Here is a 20347-nt window from a genome sequence, read left to right as displayed (position 1 = left end):
GCGCATAGCCTGTAAGAACTCCTAAATCTAAATTAAAATTGTTTATATTTCACTGATGGTAAAAACTATTCTGCTGTTGTATGTTGCAGCTGGAAATAGCTTCTAAAATTTAAGCTATTGCATCAAATGAAGTTTAAGCTTAAGAAGCACTTGGTTGCAAAGATTTTTCACTATCAAGTTCAAAATGAAGTCTAATGTTGGCAATATTTTTCCAGGTAGCGTATTTAAAAATAACAAAACCAATTAGCATTCCTAAAGTATTTAGAAAAATATCATCAATATCCGCAACACCACGACCGCTGAAATATTGTAAAGTTTCTATTATACTTATTATGATGAGAAATGAGAAAGTTGCAGGAATAAATTTATCAAATTTTTTGATGCATAATCCAAGCCAACCAAACGGGCTGAAGACAAAGATATTTCCTATAATGTTGATAATAAAATCTTCATTTCCTATTTTGGTATCTGTGAAAAACTTTTGAATTGTAATAAATGGCTGTGTTTGTATGTAGGAAACCTCAGAAGCTTCTCTTCCTGAACCAAAAAACATCATATAAAGTAAAAAAATCGTGTAAGCTGTAATAAAAACTGCAAAATATCTTTTCATAGGTTTCCTTTAAGGATTAGTAATAAAAAAGAGTTTTGTAGGTATAGTTTTAAGATCTTACAACAACAAAAATCCTACCTTTAGTATTTCTTTTAAAAGACTTTATTATTCTTTAATACTATTTAACATAATATAAAAAGCCCTACTTAAAAGTAAGGCTTAATATTTTTATAAGTGTTTGGAACTTATACCTGAATAACTCCCAAATTAAATTTCTCAGTAATCGGCGAATGATTAGCCGCTTCTATTCCCATCGAAATCCATTTTCTGGTATCTACAGGATTGATGATGGCATCTGTCCACAATCTTGCAGCCGCATAGGTTGATTCTGTTTGCTTCTGATATTTTTTAGAGATTGTATCTAAGATTTCATTATGTTCCTGCTCAGAAATTTCTTTTCCTTGTTTTTTTAAGGTTGATTCCTGAATCTGTGCCAAAACTTTTGCAGCCTGAGCTCCGCCCATAACCGCCAAATCTGCCCATGGCCAAGCTACTATTAATCTTGGGTCATAAGCTTTTCCGCACATCGCATAGTTTCCTGCACCGTAAGAATTTCCAGTAATGATCGTAAATTTAGGAACAACAGAATTAGAAACTGCATTGACCATTTTTGCACCGTCTTTGATGATTCCACCGTGTTCTGATTTTGAACCTACCATAAATCCGGTAACATCCTGTAAAAAGATCAACGGTATTTTTCTCTGATTGCAGTTTGCTATAAATCTTGTTGCTTTATCAGCAGAATCAGAATAAATTACTCCACCGAACTGCATTTCTCCTTTGCCGTTTTTCACAAGTTTTCTTTGGTTGGCTACAATTCCTACAGACCAGCCGTCAACTCTTGCCGTTGCACAGATGATACTTTTCCCGTAATCTGGTTTATATTCTTCAAACTCCGAATTATCTACAATACATTTTATAATTTCTAAAGTGTCGTATTGTTCTGCTCTGGAAACAGGCATAATACCAAAAATATTCTCCGGCTTTTCTTTTGGTGGAAAACTTTCAATTCTGTCGAAACCGGCTTTCTCGTAGCTTCCTACAGATTTCATGATATTTTTAATGCGGTCTAATGCATCTTTATCGTCTTTAGCTTTATAATCGGTAACTCCTGAAATAGAACAGTGTGTTGTTGCTCCTCCTAAAGTTTCATTGTCAATCGATTCACCAATGGCAGCTTTTACCAAATAACTTCCTGCAAGGAAAATTGAACCTGTTTTATCAACGATCATGGCCTCATCACTCATAATCGGAAGATAAGCTCCTCCCGCAACACAACTTCCCATTACTGCAGAGATCTGAATAATTCCTGAAGCACTCATTTTAGCATTATTTCTGAAAATTCTTCCGAACATTTCCTTGTCGGGGAAAATTTCGTCCTGCATCGGAAGATAAACTCCCGCAGAATCTACAAGGTAGATGATTGGAAGTCTGTTTTCCATGGCAATTTCCTGAGCTCTAAGGTTTTTCTTTCCTGTGATAGGAAACCATGCTCCTGCTTTTACAGAGGCGTCATTAGCAACTACTAAACATTGTCTTCCCGAAACGTATCCCATTACAACCACTACACCACCACTTGGGCAGCCTCCATGTTCTTCATACATTTCATAACCGGCAAAAGCACCAATTTCTATGGAATCTGAATTTTTATCAAGAAGATATTCTATTCTTTCTCTGGCTGTCATTTTCCCTTCATCACGAAGCTTTTGAAGCCTTTTTTCTCCACCGCCTTTTTTTATTTCTGTAAGTAAACGATTGATTTCAGACAATCGTAATTTATTTTGATCTTCTCTTTTGTTAAATTCAATATCCATGAAATACGTATTTTAATCCGCCTAAAGATACTATTTTTAAGCAAAGTAGTATAATTTCAATAAATAGATTTAAGGTTTTGGTTATCAGAATTTTATGAAATTTTTAACGAAATATGTGTTTTTTTTGGTTCATATTTTGCTAACTTTACAATAGAGTAATAGAGATGAAAGTTTCTATATAAATACTCTAAGTTCCTAGTTTATTTTTTTAATAGTTTATTATTTGAAGGCCCTGAAAGTTTAACAGACTTTCAGGGTTTTTAGTTTTAATGGTTTATCACCTTTTTAGATTTATTTTTGAAAAAATTTATCCCGCAGCATTATTTTTTTAAGATTAATGAAAAGCGATTTGTAAATTTGTTCGTTTAAAATTTACGGGATCATCATGCAGAAATTAGCGCTTTTCAGATTACATTTAATTGTCTTTTTATGGGGCTTCACAGCAATTTTAGGTAAACTGATTAAGGCAAATGCTCAGATTCTTGTTTTTTACAGAATGCTGTTTGCTGCAATTTTTCTGTATGCATTCATCAGAATTTATAAAAAAGAAAGTATCCGTGTATCAAAAAAGCTTTTTTTTCAGCTTGCAGGAGTAGGGTTTTTTATGGCTTTGCATTGGTACTGTTTCTTTTATTCTATTAAAGTTTCAAATGTTTCCATTGCATTAAGCTGTCTTTCATTATCAACTTTATTTGCTTCCGTTCTGGAGCCGATTGTATTCAAAAGAAAGATTGATCTGTCGGAAGTTATTATGGGGGGTGTGATTGTTGCCTGTATTCTTTTAATTTTTAAAACAGAATTTCAATATAAGGAAGGAATTCTTTACGGGATTTTATGTGCTGTTTTCGGAACAGTTTTCTCTGTCTTCAACGGAAAGCTTTTTGGTAAAACAAGTTCCGGAAATATTATTTTCTATGAAATTTTCTCGGGCTGGTTTGTTTTAATGTTATTTTATTTGGTAACAGGACAAATCATGCAGATGAATGAAATAAACTACCGCGATTTGGCGTTAATAGGCTTATTGGCAAGTGTGTTTACAGCGTATCCGATGTTTGAATCGGTGAAGCTGATGAAATATATTTCGCCTTTTACACTAATTTTAACAGTTAATTTAGAACCAGTTTACGGAATTATACTAGCTTTTTTTATCTTTGGAGAATCGGAGCACATGAGCCCGATATTTTATGTGGCATCGTTGGTTATGATTTTGGCAATTGTTGTAAATGCACTTATAAAAACTAGAAAACAAAAAAAACTTAACTAAGCATCAATTGTACATGATGAAAAAATATCTATTTTTAGTATTTTCACTTCTATTTGGATTGTCTCAATCTCAGATTATCAGAAAATATTCCAACGAATTTTTAAATATCGGAGCCGGAGCCAGAGGAATAGGAATGGGAGGCGCTGTAATCACGAATCAGGATGATGTCTACTCACCGATGTGGAATCCCGCAGGTTTGAACGGTATCACGAGAGATTGGCAAGGTGCTGCAATGCACGCAGAATATTTCGAATCGATTGCAAAATATGATTATCTGGCGTATGCAAAAGTTTTAGAAAACGGCGTTTTTGGAGTTTCCGTTGTGCGTTTGGGAGTTGATAACATTTTAAATACAACCCAATTAATCGATACAGAAGGAAACATTGATTACGATAAAATCACAAAATTCTCACAGTCGGATTATGCAGGAATTATTTCTTACGCTTTTAATCCGGGAGGAAATCCGAAACTGGATGTCGGTGTCAATGCAAAAATTGTGTACAGAAATGTAGGAAAATTTGCAAGCGGTTACGGTTTTGGTTTTGATGTAGGAGCAATCTATAAAGCTGATAACGGCTGGAAATTCGGAGGTGTTCTTCGTGATGCAACTACTACCGTTAACTTTTGGAGCGTTAATCAAAGCGAATTATCTACCATTGTAAACGGAGAAGAATTTAACCCCGCTCCAACTGATAAAATGGAATTAACGATGCCGAAGCTAAATGCAGGAGCAAGTAAATTGTTCAATATCAACAGTAGTTTGTACGTTTTACCGGAAGCAGGAATCAATGTGGATTTTGCTAAAACTGCCGCTTTACTTTCGACTGATTTTGCAAGTATCACACCTTATGCAGGAGCTGAATTGGGTTATCAGAAAATGATTTTTGTAAGATTGGGGGTAAACAGATTCCAGTCGATTACTGATATTGAAGATTTACAGAGAAAAGTTTCTTTTCAGCCAAGTGCGGGTATCGGAATTCGTTACAGAGGTTTAACGCTTGATTATGCCATCAGCAATTCCGGAATCGGAGGTTCTAATTTTTATTCTAATTTCTTCTCATTAAAACTTGATATGGGAGAATTCAGAAATGATTAATGATTAAATTTAAATTATTTTATGAAAAAGTTATCCGTTATAATATCTTCTTTTTGTGTGATGTTATCGTATGCACAGAAGGTTTCAGATTATAAATATGTTGTTGTTCCGAGCGCTTTTGAAAGTTTTAAAAAAGATAATTACGGAATTAGCGCCTTTTTAACCAAAAATCTGAAGTCAAAACAATATACGGTAATTACCGAAAACAGAGGTCAGTGGCCAGAAGAAGCCAATGCAAATCCTTGCAGTGTTCTTAATGCCGATGTTATCAATGACAGTGGCTTTCTGAGAAATAAAATTGTTCTGGAATTTAAAGACTGCAACAGTAAAGTAATTTCCAGCCAGAAAGGAAGTTCATCCATAAAAGAATTTCAAGAAGGTTTTCAGGATGCGCTTTCTAAAGCTTTGGTAACTATTCCAGTGTCTAAGCCGATTGAGAACATGAATTATAATAAGCAGGAAGCTTATGTAATGGAAGAAACAGTAAAACCGACTCCTCAAATTAGTGAACCAAAATCTCAAGCTTCTAAAGCAGAAAGATACAGCAACGGGAAAATTAATCTTCAGAGAATTCAGATTGATGCTTCTCAGTTTATTTTAGCAGACGGAAATAGCTCTGTTCCTTTTGCAACATTTAAAGAAACGACCAAGAAAGATGTTTTCAGAGTGAAATTAGCTTCGGGTGAGTCTACCACAGGTTATTTTGAAAACGGAAATTTGGTGATTGAAATTCCGAAGAATAACGACGAGTATTCGAAAGAAGTTTTTGCTCCGGTAAAATAGTTTAAAAATATATTTCAACAAATAAAAATCCGTTTCATCATTGAAACGGATTTTATTTGGTTGTTAATTCCGGAATTAGCTGTTAAAAAACTCCCAAACTACTTTGGCTTTAGATTTTCCTAAGATTTCCTCCAAAGTTTCAAGGCTTGATTCTTTTATTCTTTTGACAGATTTTAGTTTTGATAATAGAAGTTCTATTGTTTTTTCTCCAATTCCGGGAATTTCTTCCAGTTCAGATTTTATGGTTGAATTTTTTCTTCTGGTTCTGTGATGTTTTACGCCAAAACGGTGCGCTTCGTCTCTTACACGCTGCAAAATTTTAAGGGTTTCAGATTTTTTATCAAGATATAAAGGGATCGGATCTTCAGGAAAGAAAATCTCTTCCAGCCTTTTGGCGATTCCGACAATTGTAATTTTTCCGTAAAGTCCTAAAATCCTTAGGCTTTTCACCGCAGAAGACAACTGACCTTTTCCACCATCAATAAGGATAAGTTGTGGAAGTTGTTCCCCTTCATCCAGCATTCTTTTATACCGGCGGTAAATAACTTCTTCCATTGTTTTAAAATCATCGGGGCCCACAACGGTTTTTGGATGGAAAATTCTGTAATCGGCTTTGCTTGGTTTGCCGTCTTTGAAAACAACACACGCAGAAACAGGGTTTGTTCCCTGAATATTCGAGTTATCAAAACCTTCAATATGTCTTGGTTCAACGGGCATTCTCAGCAGTTTTTGCATTTCTGCCATAATTCTGTTGGAATGTCTTTCGGGATCTACAATCTGAACCTGCTTTAATTTTTCTAAACGATACTCTTTCGCATTTTTTTCAGAGAGTTCTACAATTCTCTTTTTGTCGCCAACTTTTGGTACAATCAGTTTTACATTCGGAATTTCAACAGTTAAGTGAAAAGGAAGCAAGACTTCTTTAGAATCTGAATTAAATTTCTGGCGGATTTCAATCAAAGCTTCTTCCATAATTTCTTCATCGGTTTCTTCAAGCATCTTCTTTATTTCGGTGGTGAAACTCTGGATGATATTTCCGTTTCTTATTTTAAAATAATTAACGTAAGCTGCAGTTTCGTCGCTCGTCATTCCGAAAACATCCACATCATCGATATTTGGATTTACAACGGTATGTTTTGCCTGATAATCTTCCAGAATATTCAGTCTTTCTTTGATGAGTTGCGCATTTTCAAATTGAAGATTCATCGCGTATTTTGTCATCTGATTGATCAGATATTCTTTCGCATGACGAAAATCTCCTTTAATTATTCCGCGGATTGCATCAATTTTCTCGTCATAATCTTCCTTACTTTCTAAATCTTCACATGGGCCTTCACAATTTTTAATGTGAAATTCCAGACAGACTTTATATTTACCTTCCTCGATTTTTTTCGGGGCTAAATTTAAATTGCAGGTACGGAGTTTATAAATATGTTTAATAGTATCCAATAAAATCTTTGCAGGACGTACTTTTGCGTAAGGACCGTAATATTCCGAACCGTCTTTAATCTTATTCCTTGTCAGGAAAATTCTTGGGAAATCTTCGTTTTTAATGCAAATCCAGGGATAGGTTTTATCATCCTTCAACATCACATTGTAAAATGGCTGATGTTCTTTAATCAGGTTGTTTTCCAGCAAAAGTGCATCGTATTCACTGTTAACAATGGTTGTTTCTAAACGGTTGATCTTTCCGACCATAATTCTGGTTCGGTATCCGGAAAGTGTTTTGTTGAAATAAGAGAGTACTCTTTTCTTTAGATTTTTTGCTTTACCCACATAGAGAAGATTTTCGTTTTTGTCGTAATAACGATAAACGCCGGGTTCGGAAGGTAAAGTTTTAAGCTGTAGCTCTAAAGAAGGATTCATAGAACAAATTTAAGCAATTTCAGTGCACAAAAAAAGCTGCAGAAATTTCTGCAGCTCAAAAATATGAGTTTAAATTAATTTTAAGCCTCGTTGATATCGGTATATTTGTAGACCAAAAAGCTGAAATTATCCCATTCAACAGAATTTTTGGGATAAGCTTTCATAAATGCAGCATTATCTCCGAAAAGAAAATCGTAGTTGTCTTCAAAATCATCTTTGTGAAGCCAAATTACTTTATCGCCTTTTCTTACATAATACGATTTAATAACCCCACCTCCAAAAGACGGTGCGCCAGCAAAACCAAAACCAGCAGTTTCTTTGGCAAAAGGATCATGGTAAACCGTAATTTTTTCATTAAATTCAGGATTAATAACCTGCATCAGAAATGTTTTGCTTTCTTTTTTGTTCTTTAGTGAAACGGTTTGATTTTCAAATGGAATTGCATCGTCAGTAACAGATTTGCTGTATTTTTTGGTGCTGTAATTTCTCATATTTGAAATGAATTTACCGGCCTTCATAGATTTCTCAGTTTCAGTTGCATACAAATACATTTCGGCAATATCTTTGGCATCAAACTTCATGGTTTTCCCTGTTTCGGCATCATCGATAGTGATAGAAAGAATTTGCCCTTTCTGTTTTACCCAAGACTTAGCATAACCTTGGTGTTCGTTATTATCCTTTAAAATAATTGTGGATACTTTTTTTTGCGATGCGGTATTGAATCCTTCATTAAAAAGATACTGATTCATCTCCTTTTTTTCCTCTTTTGTGTATTTTACTTTCTCTTGTGCAAAACTCGTTGCGCTTACAAGTGATAAAGCAAGTATTAAAGCTTTAAATTTCATAGATATTAGTTTAAAATAATGTGCTAAAAGTAGTAAAAAAACAGACTTGTTATTAAAAAATTTTATCCCTGAAATATCACCTTTTCGGTATGCTTCAAAATGTGTATTTTTAGGCAAATTTTTTGAAATGATTTACGGTATAGATACTTTCAGTTTCCATGATGTTTTGGAAATCTGCAAGACCCCAAATAAAGCAAAGCTTAATGAAGCTGCGAGAGAGCAGATCATAAAATCTCAGAACAATGTAAAGCAGATTGTAGAGTCAGACCGATGTGTTTATGGGATCAATACGGGATTCGGACCTCTTTGTGATACTAAAATCTCAGCGGATGAAACTGCCCAGTTACAATATAATTTAATTATTTCTCACGCTGTAGGAGTGGGAAAACCAATCGATAAAGAATTTTCAAAAATCATGATGATTGCGAAAGTTCATGCTTTGTCAAAAGGTTTTTCAGGAGTTTCTCTGGAAGTGATTGAGCGTTTTATTTTAATGCTTGAAAAGGATATTATTCCCGTTGTTCCGGAGCAGGGTTCTGTAGGTGCTTCAGGAGATTTAGCTCCACTTTCACACCTTGTTTTACCACTTTTAGGACTTGGCCAGGTTTGGGTTGGAAACGAAATCTTCGAAACTGCAGAAATTCTTAAGGAAAATAATCTTCAACCATTGGTTTTAGGACCAAAAGAAGGTTTGGGATTGATTAACGGAACTCAGTTTATTCTGGCTCATGCAATCAAGGGTTTAGAAAAATTCGAATATCTTTTGGATTTGGCAGATATGACTGCTGCAATGAGTCTTGAAGCATACAGAGGTTCTGCAAGTCCGTTCAAAAAAGAACTTCACGACATCAGACCATTCGAAGGAAGCAAAAAAGTGGCTGCAAGAATGCTTAAATTTTTAAAGAATTCTGACAATCTTAAAGCCCATGAATATTGTGACAGAGTTCAGGATCCGTATTCTATGAGATGCGTTCCGCAGGTTCACGGAGCGAGCAGAAATGCTTTCGAACATTTGAAAATAATGGCTGAAACCGAATTGAATTCTGTAACCGACAATCCTATTGTTCTAAGTGCTGAAGAATCAATTTCAGGAGGAAATTTCCACGGACAGTTGATGGCATTGCCTTTAGATTATGCAACTTTAGCGGTTGCAGAACTGGGAAATATTTCAGACAGAAGATCTTATTTATTATTAGAAGGAAAATACGGTTTACCAAGATTATTGACTGAAAGCTCAGGTTTGAATTCAGGATTTATGATTCCTCAATATACTTCTGCTGCTTTGGTTACAGAGAATAAAACACTTTGTTTCCCTGCTTCAGCAGATTCTATCCCTACAAGTTTAGGACAGGAAGATCACGTTTCGATGGGAAGTATTTCTGGTAGAAAATTCAATCAGGTTTTAGGAAATTTGGTTAATATTTTGGCGGTGGAACTAATGTTTGCTGCGCAAGGATTAGAATTCAGAAGACCTGCAAAATGTTCCAAAATCACCGAGGAAAATTTTGCTATTCTCCGTTCTAAAGTTGCAAAACTGGAAGATGATCGATTGATTGGAAAAGATATGTTGGCGATTGCTGAATTGATTAATGAGAGAAAGTTTGTGGTGAATTTTTAATGATAAAAATGAAAAAAATAATCTTTTTATGCTGTATGTTAGTTGGAGTTGTATTTCATTCTCAATCAAAACAAGAGAAAGTAAGAACCCTAATTTCTCTTAGCGGCGCTTTTAAGCTTTCAAAAGATGTTGAAAAGGATGTAATTTCCAGATATAAACATAAATATACAAATGTTCCCGATCATGTTTGGACATCTTTAGAACCAAGAATTAATATTGATAATTTAATTAATGATGTTATAAATATTTATGAAAGTAAGTTCACGGAGAAAGAAATTGAAGAACTTTTGGTTTTTTATAAATCTGATTTAGGAAAGAAATTAATCCAAAATTCACCAGCGATAATGACGGAAATTCAAACAGCAACAAGTAATTGGGGAATGAATGTTAATAATTTAATCAATAATGATTTAGAAGCGAAAGGCTATTTAACATCACCTCCTCCACCGGCAAATCCACCTGCTCCAATGAGATCTAACTAAATGCAAATTCTTAGAACAACTTCCGACAATCTCGATTTTCAAAATCTGGTAAGAAAATTAGATGCCTATTTAGCATTAATGGATGGCGAAGATCATGCGTTTTATGATCAGTTCAACAAAATTGATGCTCTGAAAAACTGCATTGTAGTTTTTAAAGACGATAAAGCGGTTGCTTGTGGAGCAATTAAACCTCTTAATGAAAATTCGATGGAAGTAAAACGGATGTTTACGCTTCCTGAATATCGTGGAAATGGTTTTGCTGTTGTCATTTTAGAAGAACTTGAAAAATGGGCAAAAGAATCAGAATACGAAAAAACAGTTCTGGAAACAGGAAAACTCCAGCTTGAAGCTGTTGCACTCTACAAAAAGTGTGGCTACGAAATCATTCCGAATTACGGACAATATATAGGAGTTGAAAACAGCATTTGTTTTGAAAAATCTCTGTAAGATATCAATAGTGTCGGGCTTTAGCCCGACTTTCTTTTATAAAGAGAAATTAGGCTTTAGTCAAAACTTAAAAAACTACCACTTTTCTGTCAGATATTTCCAATATCTTTTTGGAACGTGCTGAATGTGAAGCTTTGTATTTTTCCTTTCTTTGATGTTGGTTTTGGTAAAATAACTTTGCCACAAAGTCTGATATTTTTTTTCTTCCTCGTGAAATTTTTGCTGGTATTGGTTTAGATCTAATTTCTCGTCAGGATAAAAGAAATCACAATCTTTCAAATCATAAAATAATCCATAATCTCTCCGCAAATCATAGATCATCCATTTTTGGTCGGCGTAACGATCTTTAAAATGTTTCCGGATTAAAGGTAAAACATTAAAATCAGGATCAATTTTTGCGAAATAAATTTCATCCTGTAATTTCTCAAACCTCACAAAAGCCGTCATTCGATGTCTTTCACGACTAACAAATTTGCAGATTTTTGAGATTTTCATCATGTCATCATCTGCAAAATTCTGCAGGATGTTTTTATCAGGATGTTTAACGGATTGTTGTACAGCAGACAAAATCAATTTTTCCATTTCTGAATCTTCTGATAAGAAAACTTTCAATAATTGATTAATTCCTGATTTTCCTATATTTTGTTCTAATTTATTTAAAACTCTCTCCGATTTTTCCTGTTGGGTAATGACCTCATGAATTTTAGCAAACATATTTTCCTGTTGGAAACTTTCTCTGCTGCAAATCTCCACATCTTGGTAACGATATTCAAAAACTTCAAATATTGCTGTGAAAAGTCCGTCGAAAGTTCCGTCGTAGAGAAGGGTGGTCATTTTGAGTTGGAGAATTGGAGAGGTTGAGAATATTAATGTGATTTTATTTAAAAATATTTTAGAAAAGAGTCAATTGCTGCGAAAACTGATTCTGGAATTTCGACTGACTTCCGCCAATAATCAATCTTCTTAAATTCAAATCGGTTAAATGTTTTAAGAAAGGATTTCCGTAAGTAAAATCAATAAAATATTTCGCACGATTTACTGCCGCTCCTAGTTTTTTGAGATGATCAATATTTAAAACCTGAAATTTTCTTGCACTCAGAATTTTTTGAGCAGTCTTTACTCCAATTCCCGGAATACGAAGAATCATTTTATAATCTGCAGTCTGCAAATTAACAGGAAACTGATCAAGATGTCGCAAAGCCCAGCTTAGTTTCGGATCAACTTCCAGATCCAGAAATGGCATATTAAAATCTAAAATTTCATCCGCTTTAAAACCATAAAAACGCATCAACCAATCAGACTGATATAAACGGTTTTCACGTAGAACAGGAACTTCCGCGGTAATCGCCGGCAAACGGTTATCAACAGTTACGGGAATATAGCCGGAATAATACACACGCTTCATTCCATAATTTTTGTAAAAATGATCGGCAACTTTAATGATCTGCAAATCGTTTTCATTGGTTGCGCCTACAATCATTTGGGTTGATTGCCCGGCTGGAGCAAATTTCGGAGCACTTCGGATGATTTTCTTTTCATCTTTATATTGCTGAATTCCTTTTTGAACGATTCTCATCGGCTGAAGCATATCTTCACGATTTTTATCGGGTGCTAATAATTTTAAACCAGATTCAGTCGGAATTTCAAGATTTACGGATAATCGATCAGCGTACAGTGCAGCTTCATTCATCAGATCATCACTTGCTCCGGGAATTGATTTTAAATGAATATAACCATTAAATTGATGTTCAGTTCTCAATTTTTTAGCTACCCGAACCAAACGTTCCATCGTTGTATCGGCATCTTTGAAAATTCCAGAACTCAAAAACAGACCTTCAATATAATTTCTTCGATAAAAACTAATCGTTAAATCCACAACTTCTTCAACGGTGAAAGCTGCCCGTTTTATATCATTCGATTTTCTGGAAACGCAATAAATACAATCGTAAATACAATGATTGGTCAAAAGGATTTTAAGAAGAGAAACGCAACGGCCATCTTCAGTATAAGTATGGCAAATTCCGCTTGCCGAACTGTCACCTAAACCGCCGTTATTTTTTCTTTTTCCACCGCTTGATGAGCACGAAACATCGTACTTCGCAGCATCTGCAAGTATTTCGAGCTTTTCTTTAACGCGGTCAAAATTCATTGTTCTATTGTATTAAAAGATTAAAAATCCGATGAAGTTTCAAGCAAAATTAAGTCCAAAATTGAGAAAAGTCAGGGTTTTTAAAACAAACTTATCCACATATTTACAAAGCAAAATTAGTATATTTACGGTCAATAAATGTATGCTATGAATCATAAACCGGTAGAAGGTTTCTCCAAACTAACCAAGCAGGGAAAGATTGACTGGCTTGTCAGTGAATATCTCGAAGGAAACCAGGAATATCAAAATATACTCAACCAATATTGGAACGAAAACGCAGATTTACAGAAGCTTCATGATGAGTTTTCTGAAAATACAATTTCCAATTTTTATATGCCTTACGGAATTGCACCCAATTTTCTGATCAACGGAAAATTATTTGCTTTACCAATGGCAGTTGAAGAAAGTTCTGTTGTTGCGGCAGCTTCAAAAGCAGCAAAATTCTGGATTGATAAAGGTGGTTTTAAAACAACAATCATCAATACCGAAAAACTGGGTCACACTCATTTCATCATTGATGTAGAATCTCACAAGCTGCAGCATTTTTTTAATTTTAATTTAAAGAAAAAACTATTTGAAGCAACAGAAGCGATTACAGCAAACATGAGAAATCGTGGCGGCGGAATTTTAGACATAAAATTAGTCGATAAAACTGCCGAAATGCCGAATTATTATCAGCTTAAAGCAAGTTTCGATACCGTAGATTCGATGGGGGCAAATTTCATTAATTCTTGTCTGGAACAATTCGGAAAAACATTGAAACAGGAAGTTGCGGTGAGCGAAGATTTTACACAGGAAGAGAAAAATTCTTTACAGATCGTGATGAATATTCTTTCCAATTTTACTCCGGATTGTATTGTAAGAGCAGAAGTTTCATGTAAAATTGAAGATTTAAAAGACGATAGCGGAATTTCTAATGAAGAGTTCGCAAGAAAATTCAAACAGGCAGTAACGATTGCTGAAATTGAGCCTTTCCGTGCAACGACACATAATAAAGGAATTATGAACGGAGTAGATGCAGTTGTTATCGCAACGGGAAATGATTTCAGAGCTACTGAAGCCTGTGCACATGCGTATGCTTCAAAAGACGGGAAATATTCTTCCTTAACGCATTGTACAATTGATAACGGAATTTTCAGATTCTGGATTGACTTACCGATTTCTGTGGGAGTTGTCGGCGGTTTGACGAATCTTCATCCTTTGGTAAAATTCTCTTTGGCTCTTCTCGGAAAGCCTTCCGCTCAGGAACTGATGAGTATTCTGGCGGTTTCCGGATTGGCGCAGAATTTTGGTGCGCTTCGTTCGTTGGTGACCACAGGAATCCAGAAAGGACATATGAAAATGCACCTTCTGAATATTTTAAACCAAATGGGAGCAACAGAAGAAGAAAAACAGCATTTTGTGACTTATTTTAAGGATAAAACGGTAAGTCACCATGAGGTTATTAATGAATTCAACAGATTAAGAGCTCAGTAATGGGTAAGGTAAGTTTATCTTATACATTTTATTTTGGTTTCTTTCTGAAAAAATACCAACAATCCGGGATTTCATCGGTCCCGGATATTTTTTATCTTTTTCATCGTTCTTGTAATTCCGGTATTCGTTACGGATATATGAATTTATTTTAAATCAAAAACAATGAAAAAAAGTGTACTGTTTTTTAGTCTGATATCCATCCTTTGTTTTTCGCAACAGAAAAATGTATTGGTAAGTAACTTAAGACCTAAATCGGAAAATTTTATTTTCCCATTAATTTCCCTTGCTTCCAAACCTAATGTAGAAAAGAAAATCAATACTTTTCTTCAGGTAAATGAGCTGGAATTTATTCCTGATTCGGGTAAAGATCCTTTTTATCTTGCTTCAACAGCAACAAACACTTACCGCAATTTTGTATATTTCTATGTCTGGAAAAAACTTGAAACGCCAAAGAATATTTTAAGTTTAGAAATGGAAGGGGAAGCTTCGGGAGCTTATTCGGAACATTTTGTAAATTATAAAAACTTCGATCTTCGTACCGGAAATTTAATTAATCTTAAAGATCTTTTTGAGCCTGAAGCTATTTCTGAAATCCAGATGCTGGTGAATAAACAAATAGCAAAAGAAATTACAGATTATACAGATGATTTAAAAGCAAACGGAAATTCTGAAGAAGATAAAGAAGATAAAGAAGTAATCAGAATGTATCAGGAATGTCTGGAATATGTAAAAGACGGTTCTTTAGAATATGTTGAATTCTTTTTTGGGCAGGATAAAATTACGGTTGTAAGAGGTCGTTGTTCAAATCATGCGATGAGAGCTTTGGATGATTTGGATGATTATTTTGTAGAATTACCTTTCAGTCGGATCGAAAAATACTGGAGCGATTATGCTAAAAGTCTTTTGTCGAAAAACAAAAAAGTTACAAGGCAAAATACGATTGAGAATAAATTGTACAAAGGAACGATTGACGGGAAATATCCTGTAACTCTTTTTATAAAACAACTGTATGATGACGGTTCTTTTTCCGCATTTTACTGGTACAACAAGAACAAAAAGCTGATAGAGTGGAGCGGAAATTTAAAGAATAATCATATTTCAATTATCGAAAACGATTATCACAGCGAAGAACTGAAAAAGTGGATTCCCAGAGCTTACATTGAAGCTGATGTGAATGGAAGAAAAATTTCCGGAACGTGGCAGGATTATAAAACGAAAAAATATTTAAAACTAGAATTAGAAGAATTATAAAATGAAAACAATTACTTTAGTATTCGGAGCCGCATACGGAATGCTGTCTGTTATTTTAGGAGCTTTCGGAGCTCATGCTTTAAAGAAAATATTGTCGGTGGAAAGACTTGAAAGTTTTGAAACAGGGGTGAGATATCAAATGTACGCTGCCTTCTTTTTGCTGATTGCAGGCTATATTTTGAAATTCGACACCTCTTCTCAGAAATGGATTTCTATTCTGATGATTGTAGGAACGGTACTTTTTTCTTTCAGTATCTATTTGCTAAGCATGCAGGACTATTGGGGCATGAATCTTAAATTTTTAGGACCGATTACACCGCTTGGAGGTTTATTTATGATTTTAAGCTGGTTGATGCTTATTTTTTATTTTGTGAAAAATAGAATTTGATATTTTAAACATTAAGACATTTTAGTTTTTAAGAATTAAAATAAATCATATTTTTCAAGATTTACTAAAGTGTGATTTAAGAACATATTAGCAATTGTAAGCTGCATGGCTGCAATTAATGCTTGTGTAAAGAGAATACCGATGACACAACCATATTATTTTGGGAACTTTAACGGGGTTTACCTATTTCGTGCCGATACTTTTTGCGAGTCTTACAGGCTATTTTCTGGCTCCGAGAATTCCGTTTATCGGTTCGCAATCCGAAAGATTGGCTGCAGAATAAAAACAATTTAAATAAAAAGTTATTAAAAAAGAAATATCATCTTAATTTTTATTCTAATAAACTTGAACTTCCGTGTCTTTTTATTAAATTTGTCAACCTTTAAATTTTAAAATAAAATAATAAAAATAATATGAATCTTCACGAGTATCAATCAAAAGAGATTTTATCAAAGTATGGAGTAGCTATCCAACGTGGTTTCGTTGCAAACAACGTAGAAGAAGCTGTAGCAGCTGCTGAAAAATTGACTGCTGAAACCGGAGCTCAGGCTTGGGTTGTAAAAGCACAGATTCACGCAGGTGGTCGTGGTAAAGGTGGTGGTGTAAAGTTTTCTCCAAACATGGATAAGCTTAAAGAAAACGCTCAAAACATCATCGGAATGCAGTTGGTAACTCCACAAACTTCTGCTGAAGGTAAAAAAGTACACTCTGTTTTGGTTGCAGAAGACGTTTATTATCCTGGAGAGTCTGAAACTAAAGAATTTTACGTTTCTATTCTTTTAGACAGAGCTCAAGGTAAAAATACAATCGTATATTCTACTGAAGGTGGTATGGATATTGAGCACGTTGCAGAAGTAACTCCTCATTTGATTCACAACGAATTGATCGATCCTGCTATCGGTCTTCAAGGTTTCCAGGCTAGAAAAATTGCTTTCAACCTAGGTCTTGAAGGGAATGCTTTCAAAGAATTTACAAAATTCATCACTTCTTTATATAACGCTTACACAGGAATCGATGCATCACTTTTCGAAATCAACCCGGTTTTGAAAACTTCTGATAATAAAATTATTGCTGTAGATGCTAAAGTAACTTTGGATGGTAACTCATTGTTCCGTCACAAAGATCTTGAAGCGCTTAGAGATACAAGAGAAGAAGATCCTATCGATGTAGAAGCAGGTGAAGCTGGTCTTAACTTCGTAAAACTAGACGGTAATGTTGCTTGTATGGTAAACGGAGCTGGTCTTGCAATGGCAACTATGGATATTATCAAATTATCTGGTGGTAACCCTGCTAACTTCCTTGACGTAGGTGGAACTGCTGATGCTGCAAGAGTACAGACTGCTTTCGGGATTATCTTGAGAGATCCAAACGTAAAAGCTATTTTGATCAATATCTTCGGAGGTATCGTAAGATGTGACAGAGTTGCTCAGGGTGTTGTAGACGCTTACAAAGCAATGGGTAGCCTTCCTGTTCCATTGATCGTAAGATTACAGGGAACTAACGCTGTTGAAGCTAAAAAATTAATTGACGAGTCTGGTCTTCCGGTACATTCTGCAATTACTTTAGAAGAAGCAGCAAATAAAGTAAAAGAAGTTTTAGCTTAATTTTTAAGTTTACTTATCAATATAAAATCCGTTTTCGAAAGAAAGCGGATTTTTTTAATTAAAAACCATTTGAATAAGCTTAAATGGTTCAGAGATAACTTTTTCATCAAGAGATTTTAAAATCAATTATAGAATAATTTTAAAATAAAATATTTTTAGTAAGGATTTCAACTGTGAGTTTCTATGGTTATTAGTTTTTGTAAAGTTTAGATTTTTTTCGTTACAAAAAAATAACACTTAAGGCGTATTTTTTAAGAAAATTTTAACTATTTTTATAATCAAAGCTTCGCCTATGGAAAAATCTGAGGAAAAACATCCGCTTATTGATGTATGGAATTCTTATAGAGCATTACAGAAAAATGGCAATACAATTCTTAAAAAACCTCCTGTCGAACAGATTGTTGGCGAAATGTTTGGAATAGGAAATTACTATTATTATGTGCTGAATTTATCAGACAGTACGCTCACCGGTCACAACAAAAATATCCTTAACCTTCACGGATTCAAAAAATTTCCGGAACATCTTAAACAAATTATAGATCTCATACATCCTGATGACATTTCATTTGTTCTGAATGCCGAAAGAATCGTCATTGAAAAGATTATTGAAATAGGAAAAGAATTTCAGCTTTATCTCAAACCGAGTTATTGTTTCCGGATGAAAACCACAAAAGGAAATTATGAGCTCTTTCATCATCAGGCGATCCATACCATGGAAGATCATGAAGGCAATCTTATACAATCGATTAATATTCATACAAACATTCAGCATATTACCAAAGAAAACCCTTATACGGTACTTCTTACAGGTATTTCTCCGAGAACAGATTTTATCCAGATCAAAGCAGATCCTTCTTCATCTAGCTATTTTTCAACAGAAAATGATCTTACAAGAAGAGAAACCGAAGTTCTGTCACTGATTGCCAAAGGATATTCTGGAAAAGAAATCTCTGTGATGCTTATTCTATCGGAACATACCGTACGAACCCACCGCCGGAATATTTTACATAAAACCCAATGCAGAAACAGCAAAGAACTCGTAAAAAAAGCGTTTGATTTAGGCTTGATTTAATTCAATTTAAACTGAAACTGACAAATCTCACGATCTCACTTCGGCGCAAAACTTGTACCTTTATCATTGATGGAAGCATACGATGTACAACCGAGATTTAAAGATTCTCCACATTTTAAAGATTTTTGGACCAATGGAAACGGAAAACAATTAGTTGATTTTTCCGGGGCTGAATTGAGCTTTGAGGATTTTGAAAAATTTTCCCGTTACTTTTATCATGTAGATGAGATCGGCGATGAGGTTGTAAAAGATATTTACTTCAAAAAGAAATACAGTGAAGCCTCAAGAGAAATCGAGGGTTATATCCGGAACGGAATTCCGGAAAACGGTGAAGTTCCCAAAAGTGTAAAAAATCTTTTTACGCAGACTCAAAAAATTCCAGACTGGCTTGATTATAATTTAATAAAAAGTGGGGCAGAATTGTGTATGCGAAGTAATTTAGATTCTCTAATTTCACTCAGAGATTATTGTCTGATCGGAGGGTATGATTATGCTTATCTCAATAAACCTTTAATTGCCACCGAAGCCTTGAAAAAAGGAGCTGTCAAAAGACTTTCAGAAACATTGGATTTCTGGGTAAATGTCACAAGATATGATGCTTTGGAAGTTCATAAAAAAGGGTACGAATTTGCCATAAAAACAAGACTGATTCATTCTTACGCCCGACTTTCCATCAAAAAACATTACAAAAACTGGGATACAAAAAACTGGGGCGAACCCATTAATTCTTGGGATATGATGGCGACTTATATTGGTTTCAGTCTTGTGTTTTTACACAGCTTGTACAAATTGGGAAATACCATTTCCGAAGAGGAAGAAAAAGGGCATTTTCATCTTTGGAAATACGTAGGCTATTTATTAGGAATTCCCGAAAAGCTGCTTCCGAACAATAAAAAACAGGCAACAGAATATTTTTATTTGTGGACATCCATTCAGCCTTCTTCAGACAAAGATTCTGTCTTGCTGGCTCATTCATTACTCAACGAATCGTTGGAAAATCCAATCCTCAAATTTAAATTTCAAAGAAAAAATCTTCGCTATTTACACATTTGCTGTACCTGGTTTTTGTTGGGTGATGAGGTTTGCAAAAGGCTTCAGATTCCGGATGTTCCGCTGAAAAACGGTTTCCCGATTACCAAAAGAATCATCAATAAAGTATATGATACTTTAGTAAGTCGTAAAACAAGAATAAAGAAAGGAAACAAAGATCAGATGAAAGTTTTGAAGGATTATTTGAATATCACTCAGAATTCCAATTTTCACTAATTTATTACTAATTAGATATTATTCATTATTTAATTTTTTTTTCGGGAGCTATTTCCCGCTTTCACTACTCGCTTTTTCATTGGTTTTATCGCGGCGGCGAAGCCGCCGCGATAAAACCAATGAAAAGAGCTCAAACATGCCGTTTAATCGGAGCTAAAAAGTCTCCGTATTTACAAATAATATGAAGATTAGAAATTACTTTTTATAATTAAAAATAATAAAATCATCTTTTAAACTTTAACAGTATTTTACTATCCGTTTATGATCAAAATATTGGTTTTTGATATTAAATTTCTGTACTTTTGATAAATTATAT

General features: G+C 34.4%; 18 protein-coding genes and 1 pseudogene. 13 read left to right on the top strand and 6 right to left on the bottom strand.

The window, feature by feature from the left end; all coding sequences use genetic code 11:
• Positions 1 to 139: 139 nt before the first annotated feature.
• Both BM371_RS16965 and BM371_RS16960 read right to left on the bottom strand, forming a co-directional pair.
• Complete coding sequence (locus BM371_RS16965; protein ID WP_051882519.1) at positions 140 to 610, bottom strand: VanZ family protein; 471 nt, start codon at positions 608 to 610, stop codon at positions 140 to 142.
• Between the two features lie 185 nt (positions 611 to 795).
• Entirely contained in the window at positions 796 to 2424 is a 1629-nt protein-coding gene (locus BM371_RS16960) for an acyl-CoA carboxylase subunit beta (protein ID WP_034672966.1), read from the bottom strand.
• A gap of 385 nt (positions 2425 to 2809) precedes the next feature.
• Between BM371_RS16960 and BM371_RS16955 the strand changes: the two genes are divergently transcribed.
• Genes BM371_RS16955 through BM371_RS16945 form a run of 3 tightly spaced genes read left to right on the top strand, consistent with a single transcriptional unit; the run spans position 2810 to position 5567 of the window.
• Positions 2810 to 3688 (top strand): DMT family transporter, encoded by an 879-nt coding sequence (locus BM371_RS16955; protein ID WP_034672967.1) that lies wholly within the window; start codon positions 2810 to 2812, stop codon positions 3686 to 3688.
• Positions 3689 to 3704: 16 nt separating this feature from the next.
• Positions 3705 to 4784, top strand: coding sequence for a putative type IX sorting system protein PorV2 (locus BM371_RS16950; protein ID WP_449384787.1), 1080 nt, complete (start codon positions 3705 to 3707; stop codon positions 4782 to 4784).
• A gap of 21 nt (positions 4785 to 4805) precedes the next feature.
• Positions 4806 to 5567 carry a hypothetical protein gene (locus BM371_RS16945; protein WP_034672972.1) on the top strand — a complete coding sequence of 254 codons (762 nt, stop codon included), beginning with the start codon at positions 4806 to 4808 and terminating at the stop codon, positions 5565 to 5567.
• Positions 5568 to 5642: 75 nt separating this feature from the next.
• Here the strand turns inward: BM371_RS16945 and uvrC are convergent, their stop codons facing one another.
• Together uvrC and BM371_RS16935 are read right to left on the bottom strand one after the other, a co-directional pair.
• Positions 5643 to 7433, bottom strand: a complete 1791-nt coding sequence (gene uvrC / locus BM371_RS16940) for an excinuclease ABC subunit UvrC (protein ID WP_034672975.1) — start codon at positions 7431 to 7433, stop codon at positions 5643 to 5645.
• Between the two features lie 80 nt (positions 7434 to 7513).
• Complete coding sequence (locus tag BM371_RS16935) at positions 7514 to 8278, bottom strand: hypothetical protein (protein WP_034672977.1); 765 nt, start codon at positions 8276 to 8278, stop codon at positions 7514 to 7516.
• Positions 8279 to 8405: 127 nt separating this feature from the next.
• Here BM371_RS16935 and hutH point away from each other — a divergent pair, with 127 nt between their 5' ends.
• The 3 genes from hutH to BM371_RS16920 are packed head-to-tail and all read left to right on the top strand — an operon-like array spanning position 8406 to position 10825.
• Positions 8406 to 9896 carry a histidine ammonia-lyase gene (gene hutH, locus BM371_RS16930; RefSeq protein WP_034672980.1) on the top strand — a complete coding sequence of 497 codons (1491 nt, stop codon included), beginning with the start codon at positions 8406 to 8408 and terminating at the stop codon, positions 9894 to 9896.
• Between the two features lie 8 nt (positions 9897 to 9904).
• Complete coding sequence (locus BM371_RS16925) at positions 9905 to 10378, top strand: DUF2059 domain-containing protein (protein ID WP_165571760.1); 474 nt, start codon at positions 9905 to 9907, stop codon at positions 10376 to 10378.
• Positions 10379 to 10825 (top strand): GNAT family N-acetyltransferase, encoded by a 447-nt coding sequence (locus BM371_RS16920; RefSeq protein ID WP_034672984.1) that lies wholly within the window; start codon positions 10379 to 10381, stop codon positions 10823 to 10825.
• 75 nt (positions 10826 to 10900) lie between these two features.
• On the opposite strand, the gene BM371_RS16915 is transcribed toward BM371_RS16920, so the two are convergent.
• Together BM371_RS16915 and BM371_RS16910 are read right to left on the bottom strand one after the other, a co-directional pair.
• Complete coding sequence (locus BM371_RS16915; RefSeq protein ID WP_034672985.1) at positions 10901 to 11659, bottom strand: TIGR03915 family putative DNA repair protein; 759 nt, start codon at positions 11657 to 11659, stop codon at positions 10901 to 10903.
• A gap of 58 nt (positions 11660 to 11717) precedes the next feature.
• Complete coding sequence (locus tag BM371_RS16910; protein ID WP_034672986.1) at positions 11718 to 12974, bottom strand: putative DNA modification/repair radical SAM protein; 1257 nt, start codon at positions 12972 to 12974, stop codon at positions 11718 to 11720.
• A gap of 147 nt (positions 12975 to 13121) precedes the next feature.
• Between BM371_RS16910 and BM371_RS16905 the strand changes: the two genes are divergently transcribed.
• The 7 genes and pseudogenes from BM371_RS16905 to BM371_RS16875 all read left to right on the top strand — a co-directional run bounded on the left by BM371_RS16905 (position 13122) and on the right by BM371_RS16875 (position 20031).
• Positions 13122 to 14450, top strand: coding sequence for a hydroxymethylglutaryl-CoA reductase, degradative (locus BM371_RS16905; protein ID WP_034676915.1), 1329 nt, complete (start codon positions 13122 to 13124; stop codon positions 14448 to 14450).
• Between the two features lie 162 nt (positions 14451 to 14612).
• Entirely contained in the window at positions 14613 to 15701 is a 1089-nt protein-coding gene (locus BM371_RS16900) for a hypothetical protein (RefSeq protein ID WP_034672988.1), read from the top strand.
• Position 15702: 1 nt separating this feature from the next.
• Positions 15703 to 16089 carry a DUF423 domain-containing protein gene (locus BM371_RS16895; protein WP_034672991.1) on the top strand — a complete coding sequence of 129 codons (387 nt, stop codon included), beginning with the start codon at positions 15703 to 15705 and terminating at the stop codon, positions 16087 to 16089.
• Between the two features lie 87 nt (positions 16090 to 16176).
• A pseudogene (locus tag BM371_RS16890) lies at positions 16177 to 16372 on the top strand (chloride channel protein); the annotation flags it as partial.
• Positions 16373 to 16502: 130 nt separating this feature from the next.
• Positions 16503 to 17693, top strand: coding sequence for an ADP-forming succinate--CoA ligase subunit beta (gene sucC / locus BM371_RS16885; RefSeq protein ID WP_034672993.1), 1191 nt, complete (start codon positions 16503 to 16505; stop codon positions 17691 to 17693).
• A gap of 292 nt (positions 17694 to 17985) precedes the next feature.
• Positions 17986 to 18765, top strand: coding sequence for a response regulator transcription factor (locus BM371_RS16880; protein WP_034672995.1), 780 nt, complete (start codon positions 17986 to 17988; stop codon positions 18763 to 18765).
• A 69-nt stretch (positions 18766 to 18834) separates the two neighbouring features.
• Positions 18835 to 20031: an oxygenase MpaB family protein gene (locus BM371_RS16875; RefSeq protein WP_034672997.1), complete on the top strand. Its 1197-nt coding sequence runs from the start codon at positions 18835 to 18837 to the stop codon at positions 20029 to 20031.
• The last annotated feature ends 316 nt before the right edge of the window (positions 20032 to 20347 follow it).

It is taken from the genome of Chryseobacterium formosense, from assembly GCF_900116415.1.
GTDB lineage: Bacteria > Bacteroidota > Bacteroidia > Flavobacteriales > Weeksellaceae > Chryseobacterium > Chryseobacterium formosense.
The sequence above is the reverse complement of the archived record's forward strand: the minus strand, read 5'-3'. Positions and strand labels throughout refer to the sequence as shown.

Bases quoted from the DNA above. Each gene is read 5' to 3' on its own strand.
- BM371_RS16955 (WP_034672967.1), top strand. From the start codon at position 2,810: ATGCAGAAATTAGCGCTTTTCAGATTACATTTAATTGTCTTTTTATGG.
- BM371_RS16910 (WP_034672986.1), bottom strand. From the start codon at position 12,974: ATGAATTTTGACCGCGTTAAAGAAAAGCTCGAAATACTTGCAGATGCT.
- BM371_RS16895 (WP_034672991.1), top strand. From the start codon at position 15,703: ATGAAAACAATTACTTTAGTATTCGGAGCCGCATACGGAATGCTGTCT.
- BM371_RS16950 (WP_449384787.1), top strand. From the start codon at position 3,705: ATGAAAAAATATCTATTTTTAGTATTTTCACTTCTATTTGGATTGTCT.
- BM371_RS16965 (WP_051882519.1), bottom strand. From the start codon at position 610: ATGAAAAGATATTTTGCAGTTTTTATTACAGCTTACACGATTTTTTTA.
- uvrC (WP_034672975.1), bottom strand. From the start codon at position 7,433: ATGAATCCTTCTTTAGAGCTACAGCTTAAAACTTTACCTTCCGAACCC.
- BM371_RS16905 (WP_034676915.1), top strand. From the start codon at position 13,122: ATGAATCATAAACCGGTAGAAGGTTTCTCCAAACTAACCAAGCAGGGA.
- BM371_RS16925 (WP_165571760.1), top strand. From the start codon at position 9,905: ATGAAAAAAATAATCTTTTTATGCTGTATGTTAGTTGGAGTTGTATTT.
- BM371_RS16915 (WP_034672985.1), bottom strand. From the start codon at position 11,659: ATGACCACCCTTCTCTACGACGGAACTTTCGACGGACTTTTCACAGCA.
- BM371_RS16920 (WP_034672984.1), top strand. From the start codon at position 10,379: ATGCAAATTCTTAGAACAACTTCCGACAATCTCGATTTTCAAAATCTG.
- sucC (WP_034672993.1), top strand. From the start codon at position 16,503: ATGAATCTTCACGAGTATCAATCAAAAGAGATTTTATCAAAGTATGGA.
- BM371_RS16960 (WP_034672966.1), bottom strand. From the start codon at position 2,424: ATGGATATTGAATTTAACAAAAGAGAAGATCAAAATAAATTACGATTG.
- hutH (WP_034672980.1), top strand. From the start codon at position 8,406: ATGATTTACGGTATAGATACTTTCAGTTTCCATGATGTTTTGGAAATC.
- BM371_RS16945 (WP_034672972.1), top strand. From the start codon at position 4,806: ATGAAAAAGTTATCCGTTATAATATCTTCTTTTTGTGTGATGTTATCG.
- BM371_RS16875 (WP_034672997.1), top strand. From the start codon at position 18,835: ATGGAAGCATACGATGTACAACCGAGATTTAAAGATTCTCCACATTTT.
- BM371_RS16880 (WP_034672995.1), top strand. From the start codon at position 17,986: ATGGAAAAATCTGAGGAAAAACATCCGCTTATTGATGTATGGAATTCT.
- BM371_RS16900 (WP_034672988.1), top strand. From the start codon at position 14,613: ATGAAAAAAAGTGTACTGTTTTTTAGTCTGATATCCATCCTTTGTTTT.
- BM371_RS16935 (WP_034672977.1), bottom strand. From the start codon at position 8,278: ATGAAATTTAAAGCTTTAATACTTGCTTTATCACTTGTAAGCGCAACG.